This is a genomic window from Deinococcus cellulosilyticus NBRC 106333 = KACC 11606 (assembly GCF_007990775.1).
Taxonomy (GTDB): domain Bacteria; phylum Deinococcota; class Deinococci; order Deinococcales; family Deinococcaceae; genus Deinococcus_C; species Deinococcus_C cellulosilyticus.
This window is the reverse complement of the sequence record NZ_BJXB01000020.1, coordinates 40,179-63,169: the sequence shown is the minus strand read 5'-3', so window position 1 is coordinate 63,169 and position 22,991 is coordinate 40,179. Positions and strand designations below refer to the sequence as shown.

At 59.2% G+C, this 22,991-nt stretch carries 21 protein-coding genes; 10 read left to right on the top strand and 11 right to left on the bottom strand.

Annotation, left to right across the window (positions count from 1 at the left end; genetic code table 11):
* Nucleotides 1-103: 103 nt before the first annotated feature.
* Entirely contained in the window at nucleotides 104-553 is a 450-nt protein-coding gene (locus DC3_RS19735) for a MarR family winged helix-turn-helix transcriptional regulator (RefSeq protein WP_146887412.1), read from the bottom strand.
* Between the two features lie 264 nt (nucleotides 554-817).
* Nucleotides 818-1,306: a GyrI-like domain-containing protein gene (locus DC3_RS19730; protein ID WP_186816142.1), complete on the bottom strand. Its 489-nt coding sequence runs from the start codon at nucleotides 1,304-1,306 to the stop codon at nucleotides 818-820.
* A 764-nt stretch (nucleotides 1,307-2,070) separates the two neighbouring features.
* Between DC3_RS19730 and DC3_RS19725 the strand changes: the two genes are divergently transcribed.
* Nucleotides 2,071-3,228 carry a Gfo/Idh/MocA family protein gene (locus DC3_RS19725; protein WP_146887408.1) on the top strand — a complete coding sequence of 386 codons (1,158 nt, stop codon included), beginning with the start codon at nucleotides 2,071-2,073 and terminating at the stop codon, nucleotides 3,226-3,228.
* Between the two features lie 136 nt (nucleotides 3,229-3,364).
* On the opposite strand, the gene DC3_RS19720 is transcribed toward DC3_RS19725, so the two are convergent.
* Nucleotides 3,365-5,221, bottom strand: a complete 1,857-nt coding sequence (locus DC3_RS19720; protein ID WP_146887406.1) for a WD40 repeat domain-containing protein — start codon at nucleotides 5,219-5,221, stop codon at nucleotides 3,365-3,367.
* A 347-nt stretch (nucleotides 5,222-5,568) separates the two neighbouring features.
* Nucleotides 5,569-8,064 (bottom strand): VWA domain-containing protein, encoded by a 2,496-nt coding sequence (locus DC3_RS19715; RefSeq protein WP_146887404.1) that lies wholly within the window; start codon nucleotides 8,062-8,064, stop codon nucleotides 5,569-5,571.
* A gap of 240 nt (nucleotides 8,065-8,304) precedes the next feature.
* On the opposite strand from DC3_RS19715, the gene DC3_RS19710 reads away from it, so the two are divergent.
* Complete coding sequence (locus tag DC3_RS19710) at nucleotides 8,305-9,270, top strand: YncE family protein (protein WP_146887402.1); 966 nt, start codon at nucleotides 8,305-8,307, stop codon at nucleotides 9,268-9,270.
* A 32-nt stretch (nucleotides 9,271-9,302) separates the two neighbouring features.
* Here the strand turns inward: DC3_RS19710 and DC3_RS19705 are convergent, their stop codons facing one another.
* From DC3_RS19705 to DC3_RS19695, 3 genes are all read right to left on the bottom strand, one after another.
* Nucleotides 9,303-9,725, bottom strand: a complete 423-nt coding sequence (locus DC3_RS19705) for a VOC family protein (RefSeq protein WP_146887400.1) — start codon at nucleotides 9,723-9,725, stop codon at nucleotides 9,303-9,305.
* Between the two features lie 61 nt (nucleotides 9,726-9,786).
* Nucleotides 9,787-10,494, bottom strand: a complete 708-nt coding sequence (locus tag DC3_RS19700; RefSeq protein WP_146887398.1) for an N-acyl homoserine lactonase family protein — start codon at nucleotides 10,492-10,494, stop codon at nucleotides 9,787-9,789.
* Nucleotides 10,495-10,567: 73 nt separating this feature from the next.
* Nucleotides 10,568-11,194, bottom strand: a complete 627-nt coding sequence (locus DC3_RS19695; RefSeq protein WP_146887396.1) for an SOS response-associated peptidase — start codon at nucleotides 11,192-11,194, stop codon at nucleotides 10,568-10,570.
* A 137-nt stretch (nucleotides 11,195-11,331) separates the two neighbouring features.
* Between DC3_RS19695 and DC3_RS19690 the strand changes: the two genes are divergently transcribed.
* The 5 genes from DC3_RS19690 to DC3_RS19670 all read left to right on the top strand — a co-directional run bounded on the left by DC3_RS19690 (nucleotide 11,332) and on the right by DC3_RS19670 (nucleotide 17,013).
* Nucleotides 11,332-11,973, top strand: a complete 642-nt coding sequence (locus DC3_RS19690) for a LexA family protein (protein WP_146887394.1) — start codon at nucleotides 11,332-11,334, stop codon at nucleotides 11,971-11,973.
* Between the two features lie 80 nt (nucleotides 11,974-12,053).
* Entirely contained in the window at nucleotides 12,054-13,157 is a 1,104-nt protein-coding gene (locus DC3_RS19685) for a DinB/UmuC family translesion DNA polymerase (RefSeq protein WP_146887392.1), read from the top strand.
* Nucleotide 13,158: 1 nt separating this feature from the next.
* Nucleotides 13,159-13,395 (top strand): hypothetical protein, encoded by a 237-nt coding sequence (locus tag DC3_RS19680; protein WP_146887390.1) that lies wholly within the window; start codon nucleotides 13,159-13,161, stop codon nucleotides 13,393-13,395.
* Entirely contained in the window at nucleotides 13,368-16,502 is a 3,135-nt protein-coding gene (gene dnaE / locus DC3_RS19675) for a DNA polymerase III subunit alpha (RefSeq protein WP_186816141.1), read from the top strand. Before DC3_RS19680 ends, dnaE begins: the two co-directional genes overlap by 28 nt.
* Before the next feature lie 55 nt (nucleotides 16,503-16,557).
* Nucleotides 16,558-17,013, top strand: coding sequence for a multidrug DMT transporter (locus tag DC3_RS19670; protein ID WP_146887386.1), 456 nt, complete (start codon nucleotides 16,558-16,560; stop codon nucleotides 17,011-17,013).
* 101 nt (nucleotides 17,014-17,114) lie between these two features.
* On the opposite strand, the gene DC3_RS19665 is transcribed toward DC3_RS19670, so the two are convergent.
* The gene (locus DC3_RS19665; protein WP_146887384.1) at nucleotides 17,115-19,136 is read right to left on the bottom strand and encodes a putative bifunctional diguanylate cyclase/phosphodiesterase; all 2,022 of its coding nucleotides are present in this window, start codon (nucleotides 19,134-19,136) and stop codon (nucleotides 17,115-17,117) included.
* Nucleotides 19,137-19,400: 264 nt separating this feature from the next.
* Complete coding sequence (locus DC3_RS19660; RefSeq protein WP_146887382.1) at nucleotides 19,401-19,988, bottom strand: TetR/AcrR family transcriptional regulator; 588 nt, start codon at nucleotides 19,986-19,988, stop codon at nucleotides 19,401-19,403.
* Between the two features lie 98 nt (nucleotides 19,989-20,086).
* On the opposite strand from DC3_RS19660, the gene DC3_RS19655 reads away from it, so the two are divergent.
* The 3 genes from DC3_RS19655 (at nucleotide 20,087) to DC3_RS19645 (ending at nucleotide 21,610) form a co-directional block, all read left to right on the top strand.
* Nucleotides 20,087-20,398, top strand: a complete 312-nt coding sequence (locus DC3_RS19655) for a DMT family transporter (RefSeq protein WP_146887380.1) — start codon at nucleotides 20,087-20,089, stop codon at nucleotides 20,396-20,398.
* The gene (locus tag DC3_RS19650; RefSeq protein ID WP_146887378.1) at nucleotides 20,395-20,724 is read left to right on the top strand and encodes a DMT family transporter; all 330 of its coding nucleotides are present in this window, start codon (nucleotides 20,395-20,397) and stop codon (nucleotides 20,722-20,724) included. The genes DC3_RS19655 and DC3_RS19650 overlap by 4 nt, the downstream gene beginning before the upstream one ends.
* 103 nt (nucleotides 20,725-20,827) lie before the next feature.
* Nucleotides 20,828-21,610 (top strand): carboxypeptidase-like regulatory domain-containing protein, encoded by a 783-nt coding sequence (locus DC3_RS19645; protein WP_146887376.1) that lies wholly within the window; start codon nucleotides 20,828-20,830, stop codon nucleotides 21,608-21,610.
* A 78-nt stretch (nucleotides 21,611-21,688) separates the two neighbouring features.
* Here the strand turns inward: DC3_RS19645 and DC3_RS19640 are convergent, their stop codons facing one another.
* Complete coding sequence (locus DC3_RS19640) at nucleotides 21,689-22,162, bottom strand: SRPBCC family protein (protein WP_146887374.1); 474 nt, start codon at nucleotides 22,160-22,162, stop codon at nucleotides 21,689-21,691.
* 188 nt (nucleotides 22,163-22,350) lie between these two features.
* Nucleotides 22,351-22,869 (bottom strand): DinB family protein, encoded by a 519-nt coding sequence (locus DC3_RS19635; protein ID WP_146887372.1) that lies wholly within the window; start codon nucleotides 22,867-22,869, stop codon nucleotides 22,351-22,353.
* Nucleotides 22,870-22,991: the final 122 nt, after the last annotated feature.

Sequence of the window (22,991 nt, the reverse complement as noted above, 5' to 3'; positions counted from 1 at the left end):
GACGGTGCGGATGAGGGGGGTGCTTCAGGGGCAGGTGGGGTCGAGAAGGAGGCCAGGGTGTTGTTAAAAGACGTTTTAGAGCTAAAACGTTCAGGTCATAAAATCAGTGCCTGGAGCGCAGCAAGACCCTCAGGAGCTGTGAAAGCTGCTGCTGTTCTTCGAAGGTCAGGGCCTGAAATTGTTCTTCCAGCCAGTCCTCGTGGTGTGGGATGAGGCGGTCAAACAGCTGCTGACCCGCAGGGGTGAGTGAGAGTCGTTTTTCTTTGCCCACGGTGGTGCGGTCGATGAGCTCACGCCGGGTCAGGCTGGTGAGCAACTGGCTGATGTTCCCATCGGTGACCAGCAGCTTGTGGCTGAGTTCCCGCTGGGTGATGTCTGGCTGTCCACCCACCGAGGCGATCACATCGAACTGAGCGGGACTGAGGTCATGGGTGCGCAGGGCCTGGGTCCAGGCCCGGGTGACCTGCTGGGTGAAACGGGCCATGCGCAGCCAGGAGAGCACCGCAGGGCGCCCTGTGCTGGCCCGTGGAGGGAGGGGAGGCCGGTCGTGCATGTTTTCACTTTAGGACTAAAACGTTGAAGTGTCAAGAAAAGCAACGTTCACCATTCAGGACAAACACGAGTGTTCAAAAATCTGCACCCAGGCAGGCAATGCTCTGCTGCCAGATCTCAGGACCACTCCGTCCTCTTTGCCCGAGAGGGCCACAATTTCAGCAACACCCTGGCCCAATGCTGACCTGCCAGCCTGCAAGCGGCACCCAGTCCAGGCATGGACCAGACGGTCCGTGGCCAGGAAAATCAGGGCATGATGTGAAGATCAGGGCTGCTTCAGCGGCTGGACCAGCGTGGTGTGCCCGCGGTCAGAGGCCACATCGGACCTGTCTGCGGTGTCCAGAGCGAGAGCCATCCAGTTGTACACTTCCCAGGCTGGCCCATCTCTGTGCAAGCCCCTCTCCTGCATGGCCTGCTGCAGGCGCTGGTAGGCCCTCCCCAGTTGACGGTGGGGTCCGTCGTGTTCGGTGACCAGCGCCAGACCTCCGGGCAGGTGGCCCGCCTGAAGGTTTCCAGACCCGGCGGCAGGGTGCACAAGGGGCACACCCACTTCAACGTCGGTGCGCTCATCACCGAAAGTGTGGTACCGCACGAAGGGTGGACCTGCGGGAACAAGTTGATGCTGTTTCAGGTGCTCCCACAACCTCTGCAGGCGTTCACCGTGACTTCTGGCAATGTCCTGAATGGAGATCTCCCCCCGGATGCTGAGGGTGGGTTTCGTCTGAAGTTCGACCAGCACAGGGGTTTCGGACATCTCAGTTCCTCTCAGGAGAGGGAATGGGGAAGCATTCAGGCGGGTCACAACCTGATGGACATGCGGACCCCGGGGCCAATGCCTGGCAAACATTTTACATGACTGTAAAACCACCCATCTCATCTGGGCTTTGTAATGGTGTTTCCACAGAGGCCCCTGTTTCACGGTGGAGCATGTCCACTGTGATCCAAACATTTCCCCATGACCTGGAAAGACCGGCCATGAAAGTCTTGCAACGGGCTTCCACGGTGCGCCGGAATGGTGGTCTGGTCGAGGTGACCAGGGGACACCCGAAAGGGCAATCCTGGGGTGAAACAGATCAGCAGTTGGATCAGTGGGCCCAGACTCAAAAGCAACAGGTTCTGGACGCAACGCTCTCTGACCCTTGTGTGAAAGCCGTCCCCGGAGGCATCAGTGGCCCTTTGATTTCGGAGAAGAGGGCTGGCTGCGTACCCTCTCGCAGCTCAGGATCAGCCCCTGTTCCTTCTGAAGGATTTCAGACTTTGCGGTGACAGCCTCCTGGAGGAAACGCTTAAAGGTCGTTCTTGCCGTGCAAGGCACCACCAATTTGCCCTTCAGAGTCACCCTCACTGCGCTTGCCAGTCAACACGCACAGTCCCTTCGACGCCAGGCAAAAAGCTGCAAACCCTGGGTTTCCGGCAGGTGGTCTGCCGACAAGGCAATGGAGGAGGAGGTGCCCCGAACCAAAGTCCAGCTGTCTTCATCCAGCACATCAAAAGTGCAACACCTGTAGACTGTTTCCCATGAACCCGAAAATGCGCGTGGCGATCATTGGAACGGCTGCCCGGTCGGATTACCTTTATGGACCCATCGTCAAGGCCCTCCCGGAACTGGAACTGGTGGCGGTGTGGGGCCGCAGTGAAGGATCGGCCCGTGCTCTTGGCGAAAGCCTGCAGGTCCCCCACTTCACAGACTTGCAACAACTCATCGACCACACCGCCCCTCAGATCGGCATCGTCTCGGTGGCTTATGGGGCAAACGGAGAGGTCGGTCTGATGGTAGTGGAGCATGGGCTCAGTGTCTTGCTGGAAACCCCCATCGCGCACGACCTGGAGGAAGCCGACCGGATCATTGAGGCCGCACAGCGAAAAGGGGTGAAGGTGGAGGTGGCCGAGCAGTTCCACCGCCGTCCCCTCGAGCAGATCAAACTGAAACTGATTGAACTGGGGATTTTTGGCCGGGTGCACACCTCTTTCAACGATTTCGCCGGGCACGGCTACCACGGGGTGAGCGTGATGCGCAGCTACCTCGGGTTTGATGCCCGCCCCCTCACGGTGACCGGCATGGTGCGGAAGTTTGGGCTGGACGCCCACTGGTCCCTGCTGTCCGGGAGCCGGGGCCTCAGGACCGAAACCCAGGAGCACGGCATGGTCGAGTTTGAGGGGGGAAGAATCGGCATTTACCACTGGACGGATGTGGGGTACGACTCGGCGCTGAGGTGGTGGCGCAGCAGCCGCTTCCTGGCGGAAAAAGGCATGGGCATCACCACCGGCATCGGGGGAGACGTCGATGAACGCCTCAGTGTGCTCACCCACGACCGGGAGGCCCCCCACTTCATCACCCTGGAGCGCCGTCTGGAGCGCAACGACGGGGGAGCCCTCAGGCAAATTGTGGCCCACACGCCACTCCCTGAGCACCCCACGGTGGTGTGGGAAAACCCCTTCAAAAGCGTCAAAAAGGGCCATGGGGTGCAGTGGCATGACGATGAGATCGGGGTGGCCTCCTGCCTGATGTCCCTGGTGAATGCCGTTTCAAGCGGCACCGAGCCCAGTTACGGCCCATTGCAGGCGAAGCTGGACCAGGAGATCACCCAGGCGATCCGCCTGTCGTCCAGAGAAGGGGGCATTCCCATTTCCCTGCCAGTCGATCCCCAGTGGGTGCGGCGCATGGAACAGGGGTGAGTGCCTGACAACTTCAAACGGCTGCGAGGCTGATCGGCCCAGTTCTGGATTGAACACACAGCACATCCAGGTGAAGCTGCGCCCGATTGGCCCTCCGGTTGACAGACCATGAACCCGTGGTCTTCCTCCAGACACTTCAGCCGGGCCCCTGCACGACCGAGAACACTTCGATCACCCCCTGGGGGTCCGTGGTGAGCAGCAATGCGCCGTCAGCATTGAATTGCATGCTTCCAGTGTTATCGTGTTCCCCGCGCACTTTCAGCTCCTGAAGCAACTGTCCGGTGGTGCGGGAGTACACCTTCGGGTTGTGCCCGTGAGCGAGCACCAGCAGGCCCTTGCTGGCGGCGAAGCTGAATGGAACAAAGCCCTCAGCCGGGTAGCGAACCAGCACCTTGCCGCTCGTTGAATCGACCGTCACCGCACCATCTGGATGCAGGAGAAGCAACTCTTGCTCACCCAGGTAACCCACACTGTGGGTTTCCGTGGCTTCAGGGGGGAGGTGCAGGGGCGTGGGTTTCTGGAGTGAAGGGTCAAGCATCCAGAAAGCATCGCCGTCCCAGAGGGTGGCCTGATTTCCCTGAGGACTCAAAGAGAGGATGCCTGAAGTGCAGTTCAGCTTTTTGCCGCTGCGGGTCCACACGCATTCGGCCATGAGGTCACGCTGCAGGTTCCCGTACACCAGGTTCCCGTCCGGGCTGAGGCGCACGGCACGGGCTTCCGGGAGACCGAGGGGGGTCCATTTGCCTGTCTCCCAGGACCAGAGTGCGGGTCCCTGGTCGTGAAAGCTCACCACCAATTGTCCTGTCTGTGGGTGGGCCTGGATGTGTACTGTAGGGTGATCTCCCTCCGGGAGGGACACCGAACGGAGGGGCTGGAAAGTGCTGGTGTCCAGCACCTTCAGGGGGCCTCCACCCAGAGGTGCGACGATGACCTGCGCTCCCCCCTGGATGAAGGTGGCCAGGTCCCCGTGCTTGCTGACCCCTTCGATGGGATGGAGTTCTCCCGTCTGCCCGTCGAGCACCCTGGGGCCCTGTTCGTTCAGGTCGACGAGTACGGATGCGTCTGCACTGCGGGGGACCTCTCCTGACTGGGGTTTGAAAGGGGTGTGGGAAACGACCTTGAGGGGATCGAGGGACCAGACGGTCTGGGCCTGGAGGGTGGAGGTGATCAGGTGACCGTCTTGTTCGGTGAATTCCAGCGGGAATGTCCGGAGTGACCCGTGATCTGCGGCACGCAATGTTTCTTTTACCTGCCCGGTTTGCACGTCGAGCACCTGCCAGATGGATGGATCGGCCACCAGCAGTTGGCGGTCCCCCGGCAGGAACTGCACATGGATTTTGCGCCAGCGCTCCGGATTCTGGTGAGGAGCGATCCACAGGGTGCGGCCTTCCGAAGTGTACAGCCACACTCCGGTCTCCCGGTCGGTGAGGGCCATCAACTTGCCGTCCCTGGAAAAAGCCACCGCCTCTGCCAGAATGGCCTGCACCTTCTCGGGAACGGCAGGCATGCGAAGCTCGGTTTTCCCGGTGGTGCGGTTGAAACGAAAAACCTCCAGTTTGGTGACCAGCACCACCTGCTGTTCGGTGACCTGCACGCTCAGGATGCTCTCGTCTTCCAGCGCAACATCAAAGTGCATTTCACGGGTGGAGTCGGTGTCCAGATTCCATTCAAAAAACCCTTCCAGCCCCACCGCCACTGCCGTGCGCCCTCCGTGTGCAAGGGTCAGTTTCTGATGGGTGGCCGGAGGGACCAGTTGACGTTTCAGCAGGTGGCCCTGCCGATCGTGCAGCTGCAGACTTGCCCGGGTGAGCACCAGCAACGTACGGGTCTCTGAATTCCACCGGGCATCTTGCACGGTGCCAGTGCCCAGCAGAGATTTGAAGGCCAGAGGGGTGGATTGTGCGTCTGCTGTGGAGGTGAGGGTCAGCCACAGCAGGGAGACCAGCATCAGCGGAATGAGTGACCACACCAATTTCCTGGAGAACAGCTTCATGGGTTCATCCTTTCACAGCTCATGCACAATTGGGTGCTGCTGGATTCGACTCCAGGCCTGAAGGTGTCTGAGGGCGAAGGAGCATCAATGCGGCTTCCCACTGGACCACTTGCTTTGAGGAACGCATACAAAAATGGGGCCAGAGCACTCCCAACCATTCCAGACAGAGGAGAGCACGTTGCTGGTGGCAGGGCATCCTTCGGAGCGGTTCCAGCCCGATTCGGATTCCAAGAGTTCTCCAGTGTGCCACATCCACAGGCTGTTGCGGAGGTCCCCTCCGGGTCTCCAGAAAACGTGCTTAAACAGCAAAAAACAGGAAGGAACCCCCCTCCTGTCCTGAGCGACACTCACTGCACCTTGATGGGCAGCGCTGCCAGCACCTTGCCGCCCTGGGTGAGGTAACGCACTTCAAACTCCCCGGTTTCTTCAGGGAGGCCGATGTCCAGTTGAATCACCTGACCCAGCGTGATTTCGGAAATCCATTCGCTGGCATCTGAATCTTTGCGGGCAATCACCACCCGGTCTGTGCTTGCGCCAGGACCCGTCCAGGTCACCTTTACCGTGCTGCCTGCTCTGGCCGTGGCTGGGCCTTTCAGGGTGGCTTTCGCTTCGGTGAGGGTGATTTTCTGCCGGTACACCACCATCCCGTCATTCTGGCTGTTCATGTAGCGCACTTCGTATTCTCCTGCGTCCTCGGGGGTTTGCACCAGGACCGGATTTCCCCCATCCACCGGGACATGCGCCAGGTAAGTCCCATCCGGGGCACCGTCAGGCACCACAGTCAGGTAATCGCCGGAAAGGAAGGGGCCTTTTGGGGTCACCCTCAGCAGGCTTCCTGCCATCACCGATGCCGGGTACGTGAGGGTGATCTGCCTGGGCACCGCAGTGATCAAGGTGCGGGCCATCACCTGGTTGTTCAGTCCGGAACTCTGGTAACGCAATTCGTACTCCCCGGGATGGACCGGCACCGTCATCTGCACCGGGCCAGTGGTGTCTGCAGAGACCGTCTGCAGGTAATGCCCATCGGGGGTGTCTCTGGGCACGATGGTCAGGTAATCTCCGGGTGCAATGGCCCCCTTCCACTGGATGTTGATCTGGGTGCCAGCAGGGGCACTTTTCGGGGCACTGACACTGTACTCCACCCCTTCCACGGTGAGGGGAAGGACAGCGAAGGTCTGGCCAGCGATGCCATTGTTGTATCGGATCTGGTATTCGCCTGGGGTTTGCGGCACCCGCAAGGTGCCTTTGCCCTGCAGTTGTTCGGCCATGAAGTGCTGGTCGGTCCGGTCTGCAGGGGCTTCTTTGGGGACCAGGGTGATGTGATCATTGGGGAGTCCAGGTCCCTGAAACTGCACCTCGATGTCCTGCCCCACTTTGACTTTCGCCGGGGCCTGAAGGCTGTATTTCCCCTGCACGGCAGTGAATTTCGCCCGTCCCAGCACCCGCCCTGCAGGGGTCATGTACCTGAGTTCGTACTGGCCTGGCTGGAAGGGAAGGCGGATCTGGGTCACGGCAGGCTGTCCGTACAGGTTCAGGGTCACGTCAAAGGCCCCATCCGGGGCATCTGCTTTCACCACGGTGAGGTAATCGCTGCCGTTGGCAGGGCCTGTCCAGGCGACCTGCAGCAGGTCTCCGGCATTCACCTGATTTGCGATTTTCAGGGTCGCAGGAACGTCCCTGGGGGTAAACGGGCTGCTGCGGCCCAGCACTTCAATTTCCCCGGAGCGGTTTCGCACGTAACGGAACTCCAGGGTTTCCGGGGCCTCCGGCAGGCGCACGTTGAATTGCCCGTTCTGGCTTCCCACGTACGTTTCAAAACCACTCTCGAAGTCGGGGTCCTCAGGGTGCACCAGCCTCAGGTAGGCGTCCAGACCGTCCTCGGGGACATTCTGCACATCCACGGTGATGGTGCTTCCCATCACGGGCGTGGACGGATGCACGGTGACCCTGACCGGTTTTGCTGGATCGGCGGCCTCGAAACGGTAGCTGTTCTGCCCCGGGTTGACCACCACTCCAGAGTAGGATCTCACCCCTGCAGGGGTGTTGATGTGCAGGCTGTAACTGCCCACCCTCACCTGCCCGCCAAAAAGTCCCGTTGTGTTCTGCGCCTGCAACACCAGACGCTCACCCCCTGCAGCACTGGTCAGCGTGACGGTGCCACTGGATTGGAAGGGAGCACCTCCCTGGGTGAGCTGGATGTCGAGCTGTGCTTTCTCATCCACCACCTGCACCACCTGCTCGACGGCCTTGCCAAGCGCCCGGGCGAGCCCTGTTGCGGTGGTGGTGTTCTCAAAGGTGCCCAGTCCCTGGAAGGCCTGCTGGGCTTTCGCATCCAGGTCAATGCCAATGATGCGCAGATCCACCTCAAGGCCCCGTTCCTTGAACGGGTTCAGGCTGGCTTTCAGGTCCCCACCGCAGGACTCCATGCCGTCGGTGACCAGCACAATCACCTTTCTGTCGTCTCCCGGAGCAAAATCACTGGCGGCCTGCTGCAGCGAGTAGGCAATGGGGGTCGCCCCTTTGGGAGCGGTTTTGCGCACCGTGTCCTGAAGCGCAGTGCGGTTGATTCCAGAGATGGGGAGGACCAGCTGGCTGTCCTCGCAGCTGCTCCCCTCGGTGGTTTTGCCCCCGTACACCCTGAGGCCCACATTCAGCTGTGGATCATCGGGCAGGCTGGCAATGAAGCCAGAGAGCACACTTCTGGCCACCTGGATGCGGCTCTGGCCGTTTTCAAGTTTGGTGTACATGCTGCCCGAGGCGTCCAGGATGATTTCCACCTGGGTGGCGTGGGCAGAGGCAACAAGCATCAGGCCCAGGGTGAGGGTCTTCGGGAAAATTCGCATTGTGATTCCTCCAGCGTGCAATGAAATGCTTCAGTGGATTGTGGAGCCCATTCAAAAAAAGGTCCTTTCAGCATGATACGTTGTGGCTTTCCATTCGCACAGGGGAGAAACCCCACCTTCAGTCCCTGAACCGGGTCGAAAAAGGAAAGGGTTTCATCTTCCAGCAGGGTTGCAGGTTCCTGCATTGAACACGAAAAACAGCTCATTTTTGCCGTGCAGGCACATGTTATGCTTGGCCCGATGACTGTCTTCAAAATGCTTTTGTTGGGTGTCTCCCTGCTGGGAGGGGCCAGTGCCAGAGACCTTTACGCGTCCCTGCAAACCGTTCCCGCTCCGGTGGCGGGATCTTCCTGCATGCTGGACTTCGAGGCCTGCATTGCGTCAGACACGGTGGGAAACCAGCTCTTTTTTGTTCCCGGTGTGAATGAAAACCGGGCTGTGTATGCCTTTGATGCTGTCACTGGAAAGACCCGGCAGGTGATGCCCCTTTCTTTTCCGGTGTGTGATCTCAAGTTCATCAACGACCACCAGTTCTACCTGCGGGGCCTTGACCTGACGTTGCACGACCTGAAGGACCTGACGCACCCCCTGAAAGCCCAGTTGCCCCGGGGTTATGTGAACAGCTGTGAAGACGACATGCTCTCCCTGTCTCCGGGCATCAACAAGGTGGTTTTCACCAGCACCCAGGGGGACATCATGCACAGTGAAATCGGCAAGGCGGAGGCAGTGCTGGACCTCAAAGGCAACGACAGTTTCAATGAAATGGGCAGTGTGGACGGCAACAATGTGTATTTCATTGACGACCACTACAGCGTGGTGAAGCTGGACCTGAACACCCGCAAAACCCAGAAAATTGCAGAAAATGAATACCTTCCACGTGCCCTCATGGCAGACCCTGCAACCCACCGGGTGTATTTCTCCAGCAGCAAACCCAAACTCTGCCAGCTGAACATCTACGATCCTGCCAGCAAAAAACTCCAGACGCTGCAGGTGGAGGTGTGTGCCACCGTGATCAAGAAGACCCCCCAGGGAGAAATCCTGCTGGCGGGACGTTTTGGCGGCATCCTGGTGCTGGATGCCCAGGGCAAGGTCCTGCAACGGATGAAAGAACAGAAAAACATCTCATCGGTGGAATTCCTGCAGGACGGGACCCTCTGTGTGATCCTGGAAGACAGCAGTTTACACCTGTACCGGCGCAATTCCTGAGGGGTAAAAGGGCCTGAAGTCTGCTCAGGGGATCACTGGATCGCCAGGTGTCCCTCCGGGGCGAATGTCCAGCCGTCTTCATAGAGCACCTCAAAGAGGTGACCGTCAGGGTCAGCGAAGTAACCGCTGTGGCCCCAGGGGTTGGGGCCTGCGGCACGGTGGATGGTGGCCCCCAGGGACGCTGCCCGCTCCATCATCTTGTACACCTCCTGGGGGGTGGTGGTCACGTGGGCCAGGGCCATCCCTGGAAAGCCCTGCCCCTGGCCGTTCTGAAAACGGGCATCGGCGGCAAAGGCCTCCCTGGATTGCAGTCCCATCACCACCCCTCCCAGGTCAAAAAGCACGAATTCGGGGTTGCCAGATGGGCTTTTCTTCCAGCCGAGCCCTTCGTAGAACGCCACGGAGGCTTGCAGGTTTTGCACCCCAAGCAACACCAGATGGATGCGTTGTTTCATGTTTCCTCCAGGTTTACCGGACATGGTCCGGGGCATGGCCACCATGTGGGGCCAGGGAGTCTCAACCGTAAAATTCAGGCAGCTTCTTCAGGCCATCCCACTGTGCCCGCTCATGCCCGAAGATGACCAGGTTGACCTGTCCGTGTTCCACCAGATCCAGCAGTTTGAGGGTGCTCTTCCGGGCCTGTTCAGGGTCGGGGTTGTGGTCGTTCAGTGGAGCGTCCCGGGTGAAGCCCTCAGCGAAAGGGACAGCGTCCACTGTGAGCAAGACCTTTCCTGTCTCTGGCAATTCCAGCAGCACCGACTGGTGCCCTGGCACATGTCCGCTGGTTTCAAGCAGTTGCAGACCGGGAAAGAGTTCCATGTCCCCCTGCACCAGCTGGATGCGTTCCATCGGCTGGTCCCATTCAGCTCTCAGGGCCGCATAACGGGGGTTGCCGGACAGGGCGTCTTCATGGTGAACCTGCTGCACCACGTATTTGGCGCGAGTGAAGGCCCCATGCCGTCCAGCATGGTCAATGTCATAGTGGGTGGAAATCACGGTGTCAATGTTGTCTGGGGTCAGACCGATCCTGGAGAGTTGCTGGATCACGTCCTGGCCGTTCTCGAAGTCCGCTTCCTCTTGCGGGATCGTTTCTGGGAGGCCCGTGTCGATCAGGATGTTTTTGCCGTCCCTGGTTTGCACCAGGTAGCACACCACCGGAATCTGGTATTCGGGCATGGACCCCACTTCCATCAGATAAAGACGTTTTATACTTGTTTGACGCATGAATTCCTCCCTGGAATCAAAAGGGTGTGTTCCATCATGAAAACTTGAGGGGTTGAAGGCATACCCACCACGCTCACACCGCCACCAGCACTGGATCTGCAGGGGTGACGGTCAGCCAGGATGAAGGGCAGGGTCTGAGGAGGGTTTGCAACTGGGTCACGGTGCGCTGCTCCAGCCACTCCCTCGCACTGGCCTGGCCCAGAATCACGGGCATCCGGTCATGAAAGCTGGAGACGGTTTTGTTTGGGGGGCAGGTCAGAAGGGTGAAAGAGTGCACGAGTCCCTCTTTGCCCATCCAGAAATCCCACAGCCCGGCCACGATGAGGGGGCCACCACTGGCACTGGAAAACAGAAACTTCTCTTTGCGTTTGCCGTCCCTCTTCCACTCCACGAAATTCGAGATCTGCACGAGGCAACGCTGGGTCTGGAAGGGCCTGCGGTAACTGGGCAGGGTGTGGGCGGTTTCGGAGCGGGCATTGAAGGTCAGCTTGAATTTTTTGAGGTCCTCTTCTCCCTGACAGAAAGAGGGAATCAGACCCCAGCGGGCAGAGAGGGCTTCCAGTTCATCGGTGCCGGGCCTTTTTCGGATGATCGGGTAGGGCTCGGTGGGCCTGAGTTCTCGTGCGAAATTCCAGGGGCCGTGGTATTTGATGTTCCAGATGAAGTGTCCGTCGTGGTGTCCGGTGATGCGTCCGCACATGGTGTTTCTCCTGTTGGTGCTTCAAAAAGGACTCACAAAAACCCCGAACCGTTGCACTCTGGGTGCAATGGTCCTTTTTTACCGTGTCATAACTGACTATACTTGACAGCTTGATACGTATCAAGTAGTGTCGAATCATGCCCCCCAGAATCACCGAGATTCGCAAAAAAATCCTCAGCTGCTTGCTCAAACTGTGCCAGAAAGGTCCGGTCACCTCTGCGGAACTGGCCCGCAGCATGAACATGACCGCCCAGGCCATGCACCAGCATGTGAAAGCCCTCGAAGAACTGGGCTTTGTGCAGGTCCATCGCCTCACCGACCGCAGTGCCACCCTCACCATCACCGAGAAGGCAGAACATGAACTCGGGCTCGGGGCCCTGCCCATCGCCGGACAGATCGCCGCAGGTTTCCCCCTCACCCCCAGCGACCACAGCCAGGGCTTCATGAGTCGCCTCTCGGATTTCTTTGATGCCAGAGACGGAGACTACCTGCTGCAGGTCGAAGGCAACAGCATGACCGGCGTCGGGATTTTCCCCGGAGACATGGTGGTGGTGCGCCCAGGGACGGAGATTGTGGAAGGGGAAATCGCGGTGGTGCTGATCCGCAGCGAAAACCTGGTCACCCTGAAGCGCTGGTACGTCGAAGGAGAAGACATCGTGCTGGTCAGTGAAAACACAGCGATGGAACCCATGCGCTACCGCAGGGAGGACATCAAATTGCAGGGCCAGCTGATTGGTCGCCTCGGGGGGAAACCGCCACGCAAAAACCGCCACAGTTGAACTGACATTTCAGCACAACAGAGGCTCCCGGCAGCACATGCCTTGCCGGGTGGGGTCACTGTTTTTCAGAGAGGTGCTTCATGCCCATTGTTGCCATCCATTTCATTCCTTTTGCATTTCACAACCTCCCTGAAGACCAGCCCAGGGTCTCCCTCAAAGAGGGCCGTGCCCTCCATGTGTGCGAAAAAGCCGCAGCCCTCGGGGTGACACAAGACATGCCAGAAAGTGCCGTGAGGCTGAGGGCCACTGACGCAAAAATCGTGCAGGACTCCAGTCCAGAGCTCTCCCGACAGTGGCAGGATTTCCTGTTGCAGGTGTTTCACTTCAGCCCCAACGTGGAAAGCCTCAGAGAGGGGGTGTGCCTGATCACCTGCAGTGCGTACGATGCCCACCAGATCCAGCACCAGTTCGGCTGTCCGGTTGGGGTGGGGGACACCCGCGAGCAGGCCCTCATTGCTGCCACCGTCGCGACCCGAAGCAGGGTGCGTACTGTGCTGGACTTTGATGCGTTCTCGCAGGAGGTCCCCATCACCTCGCTCTCGGTGCTGGGCATCAAACAAGAAACCCTCGAGCGTTTGAGTTGGCTGGGCGTGACCACCCTTGGAGACCTCAAAACCTGGAGCCGCAAGCAAATTCAGCATTACTTTGGCATTGAGGCCAGACCGATCATCGGCCTGTTTTTTGAAAAGAACGTCTGGGTGGCGAGGTACAACCTGCCAAAAGAAATCATCAGCAGCTTCAGCTTCGAAAGTCCCGTTCAGGAGCCGTGCGACATCGACCCCGCCCTGAAACGCATGGGGGAGCACCTCTTTCAGAAACTTTCGGGCCTGCACCCCAGAAAACTGGTGCTCACTGCAGGGACCCCCATCGGAAACCTGTGGTCTTCGAGGAACGTCAAGGACCCGGTGCAGAAACAGGACACCTTGCAGCACCTGATGCGTCTGGCCCTTGATGACAGTTTCGCAGTGCAGTTCGGCATCGAGAAACTCGAAGTGCGCCTGATGGACCTGTACCAGCTGGGCGAACAGAAAACGCTCTTCCAGCAGAAGCCCTCTTCAAAGGACGCTGTAAAACTTGTCCACCAGCGTTTCGCCGGGGTGATGTTCCACTACCAGATTCACGATCCTTTTTCTCAGGCCAGAGACCAGCGGTTTCAGAAGCTTCCTTTCGACGAGGAGGAGTGACATGCGCCTCATCATGCAAAGTGCGCATGTGGAAACCCGTGAGGGCCGCATTTCCAGGGTCACCACCCAAAACCGCGCTTACGTGATTGTCCGCACGGTGGAGCACTGGCGCTCCGGTGGCCGCTGGTGGCGGGGAGAATGCCCCAGGAACTATTACCTGCTGAGAACCCGGGAGGGCACCTTGCTGGAAGTCTACGAGGAGATCCTGACGTGGACCCTGAGCGCCATTCAAGACTGAACGTGCTCTTCTGCCACTCGTTTTTCAGCTTCGGGGCAGGCACCTCGAGTCCCACACGGCTGGTGGAAACCGCCAGACGCTTTGGGTACACCCACCTTGCCCTGATCGACGAGGCCTCGATGGGTGGAGCGGTGGAACTGCATGAAGCCTGTCAGGCCTGCGGGCTTCACCCGATCCTCGGCCAGACCCTGCAGGTGCAGGTGGAGTTGCTGGGGGAGACGTTGACTGGACCTGTGGTCGCACTCTGTGAAGACCGGGAAGGCTACAGGCAGCTCAATGAACTCATCACCCTGCAAAACGAGCAGGGTCACGTGCAACCTGGACATTTGCGTGGATTGCACGTGCTGACCGGAGGACGCCGGAGCCTGCTGGGAAGGCTGCTGCAGGGTGACTTTCGGAGGGCCAGACACTGGATTCAGCACCTCAAAGGGGTTCTTGGGGGCAAACTGTACCTGCAACTGTGGCACGACCTGTGCCACGGGGATGACCGGATGGCAGAAAGCATGGTCCACCTTGCACGTGACGTGGACCTGCCGTGTGTGGTCGCCCCCGAAATCCGTTACGCCACCGAAGACCAGTGGCCCCTCTTTGACGCCCTGACCTGTGCGAGGCTGGGAATCACCCTGGACACCCCCCATGAACTCAGGCCGGTGAATGGTGCTCAGGCCATTCAGCCGTGGGAGCATTACCTGCAGCGCCTCCCGTACCCTCAGGCCATCTGGGCCGCCAACGATCTGGCCAGACGGTGCACTTTTGAGCTGCTGCCAGATCGGCTCACCCCTGCACAGGCAAGCATCCCGGAGCATTTCAGCCCGAAGCTGTACCTGATGGTGCGCGCCTTCAGCGGCCTGGAGGAACGCTACGCGCCCACAAAGCGCAAAGCGGCTGCAAAGCAACTGGCCCATGAACTGGGCATCGTACAGAAACACGAACTTGAAAACTTCTTCCTGCTGGCCACCGAGGTCAGTGATTACTGCCGGGAGAACCGCATCATGGCTGCGGGCCGGGGCAGTGCCGCCGGAAGTGTGCTCTGTTACGTCCTGGGCATCACAGGGGTGGACCCCCTGCAACATGGACTTCTTTTCGAGCGTTTCTTGCACGGTGAAAAAAAGGCCATGCCCGATGTGGACATTGACATCTCCAGTTCCCGCCGCCGGGAGGTGCTGGCGTGGGTGGAGAAGCGCTTCGGTGAGCAGGGAAGAGAGGCGATGGTGGCAAACCGCATCACCTACCGCCTGCCGTCTGCTGTGCAGGACCTTTCCCGTGCGCTGGGGTTGCCGCAGCAGCAGGCAGCGGACCTCACCAAAGCCCTGGGCAGGGACTTCCGGCACCTGAGGCCAGCGGACGCCCACAGGGCAAAAGTGGTGTTTGATGAAATCCTCAGGGATGCCCCGGCAAAACAGGTCCTGCTGGACCTGCTTTCCCGCATGGAGCGTGGATTTGTGCGTCACCTCGCCCCGCACAGTGGCGGGGTGGTGCTCTCCAGAGAGCCCCTCTCGCACTACAGTCCCCTGCGGGTCAGTTCGGGGGGCATCCGCACCCTGGAATTCAACAAGGACGATGCCGAAACGCTGGGCCTCATCAAGCTGGATCTGCTGGGGCTCAGGATGCTGTCCACCATCGAAAATGCCCTCTCGGAAATCGAGCGGGTGGAGGGGAAGCGCCTGGACCCCTCCACTTTGCCTGACCATCCGAAAGTCTGGTGGCGGATCTCGCGGGGGGACAACATCGGCCTCTTTCAAATCGAGTCTCCGGGTCAGATGCAGCTCTCGGCCAGGAACCAGCCCAGAAACCTCAGGGAACTCGCCCACCAGGTGGCCCTTTTTCGTCCGGGTCCCATCCAGTCGAACACCGTCCACCCGTACCTGAGGCGCAAATCCGGCCGGGAGCAAGTGCCCCTTTTGCACCCCACCCTCACACCCATCTTGCAGGGCACTTTCGGGACGGTGCTCTTTCAGGAGCAGGTCCTGAGGATCTGTGTGCACTTTGCGGGGCTGAACTGGCTGGACGCTGACCGCTACAGGAAGAAACTCTCGGCCTGGGAGGACCAGGGGGAGTTGCAGGAATTGAAGAAACGCTTTGTGTCCAGTGCCGTGTCGCACCACCAGAACCATCCCTGTCCGGTGTCCAGTGGGCTGGCAGAGCAGGTCTTTGAGATGATCGCGGCGTTCCGGGGGTACGGTTTTGCAGAGTCCCATGCGTACGCCTTTGCCCAGCACGCCTACACCAGTGCTTACCTGAAGGAGTTTTTTCCTGCCGGGTACTTTGTGGGGGTGCTCAACCATGAACCGGGCATGTACTCCCGCCAGACGGTGGTGCAAGAATGCCTCAAACGAGGGGTTGCCATGCTGCCCCTGCACATCAACCACAGCCACGTGCTTTTTCAGGTGGAAAAAGTTGGGGGAGGCAAGGGGACAAAAGGCATCCGTTTTGGCCTGTGCGGGGTGAAAGGCCTTACAGAAAACAGCCCGGCCCGCATCGTGCTGGAGCGGTCTCGTGGACTTTATGCGTCCCTGCAGGACTTCTACACCCGCGTGTCCCTCACCTCCAGTGAGTACGAAGCGCTCATTCTGGCCGGGGCCTTTGACGCCTTTTTGCCCCGCAGAGAGGCCCTGTACCAGTTGAAAACCTTACAGCACAGCACAAAAGGTGGAAGTGGAGCCCTGTTTCTGCCTGAAGTGGGTGCCCCAGAGTTTCACCCACCCACGGAACAGGACCTGCACCGCTGGGACCTGCACTTCAAGCGGGCTTCTGAATCCGGGCGTCACATCATGGACCTGTACCGATCCGAACTTCAGGCCCTGGAGGTGCTGCCCCTCAGGGTCCTCAAAGATGGGGACCGGGTGCGCACGGCAGGCTGGGTGATCTCCAAACAGAAACCCCCCAGTGCAAATGGGGTGGCTTTTTTTGCCGTTGAGGACGGACCTGTACGTGCACAGGTGATCCTTTCTCCAGAGTTGTGGGAAAGAGAGCGCACCCTGCTCAGGGACGTGCAACTGCTGATTGTGGAGGGTCGGGTGCAGGCGAGTGGGGTGAATGTGGCGGTGGTGGCAGAGTCGGTGTGGTGCCTGGTGCAAAGGCCCAGAGCGAAGGTGCAGGTGGGTTGATGGGGCCATTTCCCAAAAATATGTTTTTAGCGAATTTTTATGCTAGGATTTTGTTATGGATAACGCCGATGCCATGCTCCGCAAAGCCGGACTGATGAGCGCCCATGTGGCCCTCTTCAACCGCATGAACGCCCTTCGCCAGATGCTCTTCCTCGCCGAAGTCCTCGATGAACGCCAGGCCAGCGCTGCACTGGTGCGCGCAGGCACCATCACCACCATCGGGCCTGCCACCGCAGAAGAACCCAGTGTCACCAGCAGTCGGGGCCGCACTGCGGACGCTCCCACCTGTTACAGCACCCTCGCAGACCTCAAAGGACACGCTGCAGAGGTGTACGCCGTCACCACCCCGGAACTGAAAGCCCTGAATGCCGCAGCCATCGAAGCCCTGAAAGCCAGCGATGAGCTTGCAGCTTTCGCCCAGACCCTCACCAAACTCGATGGGGACACCGGAGAAAGTTCCCGCCGTTCCCGCACCGCCACTCCCGCAGAAACGGCACCTTCAGCCTCCTGAAGGGCTTCAAACAGAACACCCACCTCGCAAGGTGGGTGTTTTTGCTTTTTCAGATGGATTTCACACTTTCAAAGCCACTGGAGTGGGCAGGCACCTCAAGGTCACCCGTCAGGCGGGTCTTTCAACAGGTCTGCGAACGCCTCTGCCGGAATGGGCCGGGAGAACAGGTAGCCCTGCAGGTACTGGCAGTTGCGGCTCTGCAACCACTCCTGCTGCCCCGGGGTTTCCACCCCTTCTGCCACCACTTCCTTGTTGAGGTGGTGACCCATCGAAATGATGGCCTCCATGATGGTGGAGGTGTTCTGGGAATCCAGTTGCTGCACAAAACTGCGGTCAATTTTGATGTAGTGCGGATTGAAGCGGGTGAGGTAACTCAGAGAAGAATACCCGGTGCCAAAGTCATCCAGGGCAATTTTCACCCCCGCCTCCTCCAGCAGGCTCAATTGTTCTTCCACCACCCCATGGTCCTGCATGAACACACTCTCGGTGATCTCCACGATGATCCGGGAAGCATCAAGGTTGTGGCGTTCAAGCTGCTCCAGCAGATTCTGGATGGTGCCAGGCTGAACGAATTGCCTTGCCGAAAGGTTGATGGACACGGCCACTTCGGGCAACCCCTGGGCGTCCCAGGTTTTCAGTTGTTGCATCACCGTCTCACAGACCCAGCGGCCCATCGGGTGGATCAGGCCACTTTCTTCGGCCAGGGGAATGAACACCGCAGGACTGATGAAGCCCCGGTTGGGGTGTTTCCAGCGCAACAGGGCTTCCGCTTTGCGGATCACTCCCGTCTGGGCGTCCAGGATCGGCTGGTAATACACCTCCAGCAGGTTCTCCTGCACGGCCTGCGCCAGTTGATGTTGAAGAAACTGCTGCTCCAGCAGGTCCTGTTGCTGCCCGGGTTCAAAGAACACATGCTGTCCACGGGCGTGCCGTTTGGCGGCGGTGAGGGCGTCTTCCGCACAGGCCAGCAGGTGGTGGGCTTCATCGCTGTGCTGCGGATAAAGGGCGGTGCCAATGGTTCCCTGAATGGAAAAGGCTTTCTGGCCCGGCGTTTGCCAGGAAGGCAGGTTTTCCAGGATGCGTTCTGCGATCACCGAGACCGTGTGGATGTCCCGCAGTCCAGTGAGCAGAATGGCGAACGAATCCCCACCCAGCCTTGCCAGCACATCGGTGCTGCGCAGGCTGTCTTGCAGGCTGGAGGCGACCTCACACAGCACCTGGTCTCCGGCTGCCGTGCCATGTCTGGCGTTGAAGTCCTTGAAGCGGTCCAGATCAAGCAGCAACACCGCACAATTCAGCCCGGTTTGCTGGTGCAGGTGCAGGTGTTGCCTGAGGCGTTCCAGGAAATACCTGCGGTTGGGAAGTCCAGTCAGGACGTCTTTCTCCAGGGGAGAGGTGCGTTCAACCCTGTGGGAGGCCCCGACCTGATAAACCACCCCCACCACCTGCTGGCTTTCCGGAGGGGTCATGCCCAGCACCCGGGCCTTGATGTGCAACTGGCGCACCTGACCTTCAGGACCTTCCACCTGCAGGTCCGACTCCATCAGGCCATCAAAGGGAGGATGCCCGTACATCAACTGCTGCAAAAACACCGCCCACAAATCCTGCTGGTCTGCCCGCCCTCCGATGTCCAGCACCCCTTGCAGGCTGAGCACCGGCGCATCCGGGGCCATGCCGAGCAGGGCACGGGCCGCCTGGTCCACCATGCAGATGCCGGTTCTGCCATCGATGCTCCAGAACCCGATTTCGGTGGTGAAGGAGGCCAGTTCAAGCTGTGCCGCCTGCACAGAGGGAACTTCCGGGGAAGGCTGCACCTTCCAGCTCTGAACGGTCACCTGACCCTCTTGCGTGCGATCCACCACTTGATGGCGCAACAAAGAGGTGTTTTCACCTTGTGGAAGAACATCTTGCTGGGCCCCTGTGAGACCGTGATGCAGAAAGTGCAAGAGGCGGTCTTGCCCTGCCTCACCCAGAATGGCCGTCCAGTCTTTCAGCAAGTCAGGCAGGGCCGGGACGCCGTGCCACCTGGCAAGGCAGGGACCTGCATTCACCTGCCCTGTGGACAGATGAAATGTCCAGTGCACTGGAGAAACATGGGAGGAAAAGAAGACAGGATCATTCATGGGGTTCACTGGAGCACAGGGAAGATGTGGGAGGTCTTGTGGCTACAGTCTAGGCAGAAGCCTCTCACAGCTTTCTGAAAGCTGAGTCACGGTTTCTGTCAGGTTTCACCAGAACCGATGTGTCGGACAATTCCTCACCTGAAGGCCTGTGGCCAGCCCTGGGAAGCCTCTTGTGGGCAATCCTTTGAGATGCTCTCTGTGCAGCCCCATGAGTTTTTCTGGCGCAAAGGAGGGTGGGGGGCTTTCTGCGGTCCCCACTTTGCTTCAGGGTCGGAGCAGCAGGCTGTCCACCGTGTGCTGCAGGATGGTTTTTGCCTGTTCTGGGGTCACCCTGTGCATCAGGACGTGAATGCTCAGGCCATCGAGCAGGGCATGAAGCTGGTTGGCGGCCTGTTCCGGAGGGTGCCTGAGCTGCCACCCAGCCTGTGCAAAGTCCTTGAAAATCTGCACGAAGAGGGCATTGAGGTTCCTGTACAGGAGGCCCTGGGTGTCGGCGTAGCTCTGTTCGATGACCGCCTCACCGACATACGCCAGCCAGACTTCCATCCACAAGCGGGGTTCGTCATCGACGGGCAGCATGAATTCGAGGAAGTTGAGAAGGCTTTGCCGGAAATCTGGGGAGTGGGGCAGGCTCCGCAGGTGCTCTTCGATTCGCCTGTTGAGGTGTTCTGCCCCGAAGTTGAGGATGGCCTCGCGGTTGGGGAGGTAGTGGCGGATGGCTCCGCTGGACCACCCGCTCTCTTCACTGAGGTTGCGCAGGGTCACCCCTGAGAGTCCCTGTTTGCGGATCAGGCTCCAGATGGCTTGTGCAAGTTCAGCGCGGCGGTCGTCGTGGTTCACGATTCGGGGCATGCCCTGTTTTAGCACACTCTTGCGAAAACCGCAAAGCTGTGCTACTTTTGGAGCATAGGATTTAACACGGATGTGCTAAATAAGAAAGGAGCCCCACCATGAACGCCTGGACCCTCCTGATCCTCGCTGGTCTGCTTGAAGTCGGTTTCACCACCGCCCTGAAACTCGAACAGAAAAACAAAAATTACTTCTGGATGTTCCTGGTGTGCGCCATCGGCAGCTTCGGAATGCTGTCCCAGGCCATCACCACCATCCCCCTCGGTACCGCCTACGCCGTCTGGACGGGCATCGGAGCAGTGGGCACCACCCTGGTGGGCATGCTGGTGTTCAGGGACCGGGCCACCCCCCTCAGCCTGATTCTGCTGGCCCTGGCGGTGCTGCTGATTGTGCTCCTGAAGGTGACCTCATGAACGGCTGGATGTGGCTCTTGCTCGCAGGCATCTTCGAAATTGGCTTCACCACCGCCATGAAACTCCAGCAGCAAAACGAAAGCTATGGCATCGTCTTTCTGGTCTGTGTGATCCTCAGTTTTGAATGCCTCAGCAAGGCCATCAAAACCATTCCCCTCAGCACTGGATACGCCATCTGGACGGGCATCGGGGCTGTGGGCACTCTGATTGTGGGTGCTGTGCTCTTCCAGGAAACCCTCAGTCCGCTGCGCATGCTGCTGCTCATCCTTTTGATTGCCGTGCTGGTCGGCCTGAAGTTTGCCACACCCCAGAAAAAAGCTGCCTGACAGAGGGCATTCACAGCAGCGGGGTTTTTGCAGGAACAACACCTCCGGCACAGGCGGTCAGGCGGTCACGCCAGCGTCACAGCCTTCCGACTACCCTGATGGCATGAAAACCCTGAACACCATCCGGTCCACCTCCCTGCTTCTGCTCACCCTGCTGGTCGGGTGCAACAGTGCCGCCAGCAACACCCCCACAGATCCCACCCCGGAGAATGGCGTCCTGCAAGGAAAAGTGCTCAAAGCAAATGGAGACCCGGTGGTGGGCGCCCAGATCTTCATCCAGCCTGCCCTGTTCAGCGGGTTTGTGAAGGCACGCACCGACAGCAGCGGAAAGTACCGCTCCCCGCAACTCAGTTCTGCAGCCGCCCCCTACGAGGCAGATGCTTTCTACGAGGTGGACTACCACGGCAGACACTACTGCGTGCGCATGTCCGGAGAAACCCCCGAAGATGAGGACGTGTTCAACCCCACCCACGGGGCCACCCGCAACTTCCGCTGGAAGATGACCGGGCACATGGCCTCACAGCACGGCGAGGTGTGGGGAGGTTCCCTGCAATTCACCAATGAAACCGCCACCCCCATCCCGTGGGGCTCCAGCATCAAACTGCGACTGGAACCGGATGGCCCCCTGATCGACGGAAGCCAGGGCACTATGCTGGAACGCACCGTCAAACTCGAACAAAACAACTTCTGGCGGGACATCCCGGTGGGTCGCTACCGGGTCACGGCACAATTGCAGGAGGAAGACGGCAGCTGGACCCCCATCCGCCTGCGGGTCTGGCGGGTGGACGATGAGCCCCAGAATGAAGCCACCCTGCTCTTTGACGGCTTCAACTCCTGCGGGCACACCGGTTCCTTCGGTTTCACCACCGTGATCTTCTCCCGCTGAGGTTCAGGCTGCTGAAAAGGGGGTGTCTTTGAATGGTTTTCAAGGACACCCTGCTTTCACCTGTGATCGATCTGAAATTCAGAATCCCTGCTGGGTGCGCCCCGAAGGCAATGATCCCCCTTCAGCTTTGAGCCCTTGTTCCAGCATCTCGAACATGCGTGACATCTGCACCCCACTGGCCTCCAGCAGTTCGGCCTTCTTGCCCCTCAGGAACAGCAAATCAAATTTGCTCCCCTGCAGGTGGGTTTCCTGCTCGAACGCCCACAGGTCCCCATCCTGGGTGAGGGTGCGCTTGATGACCAGCTGGGTGTTTCTCAGGTAGGGAATGCTGACCACAAAGCTTTCCAGCATGTGGCAGGACACCACCTCAAAAGGCACCTGCCTGCCATCTTTGTAAAAAAGGGTGCCTTTGACGTGCTGACGGAAAGGGCCACCCAGCTCCACCTTTTCCAGTGCAGGGTCCCACAAAGGCCAGTTCTGGGGGTTGCTCCACAGCTTCCAGACGGCCTGGGCAGGGCTGTGGGTGCTTGCTGCATACGTGCTGATGTGCATCAGAATCCTCCTTGCAAATTTGAAATGGAATAGGGTGACATTAGCAGATTCTGGATTTCAAGGTGAGGGGCCTGTCTGGTTTACCGGTCCATGTGGCAGATCCTGCTTCGATCCAGGGAGGATTTGCTCTGGAAAACAACTGGGCAGGGCTTTGCAACAGGTCATTGTCGACACACCAGTGTCCTCTGTCACCGGGTCATCAGAAACACGTAATCCAGCTGCGGAGGGGTGTGCCCGATCAGGCGGACCAACTGCACAATGTGGGCGGTGTGCCTCACCTCGTGCTGCATCACATGCCACAGGACTTCTTCTGCGCTGAGGGTTTCTGCCCGATCGTCAAAAGCTTTGATCCTGCGGCCTGATTGGGCCACAGCCATGATGTCTGGCCAGCGTTTCAGGGTGTCTTTCTCCACGGCCTCCCAGTAGGAAAGCAGCTTTTCCAGCGTTTCGGTTTCATGGTGCCAGTATTCATCTGCAGACCTGGGTTCGGCTCCAAAAGCCGCATACACCATGGGCTCACCCAGCAGATCCAGCCTGAACCAGCCGTCTTCCACAATGGCAATGTGATGCACCAGATCCTTGATGCAGCGTGCACCATCGCTGGGAAGGACAGGCCTGGAAAGTTCCTCATCAGAGAGGGTGCGCAGGGTGTCCCACAGGAGACGGCGGGCCTTTGTCAAATACGTGTAGAACATTTCGGGTTGCATGGTTTATTGTACAGGGCAATTTTCTGGGGGATGCGAACATCCGCCATCCCACCTGCAGGCAACAGGAGACCCATTGCAAACAATCTTTTGTGTCTGTAAACCGTGAGGCTGGAACACAAAGA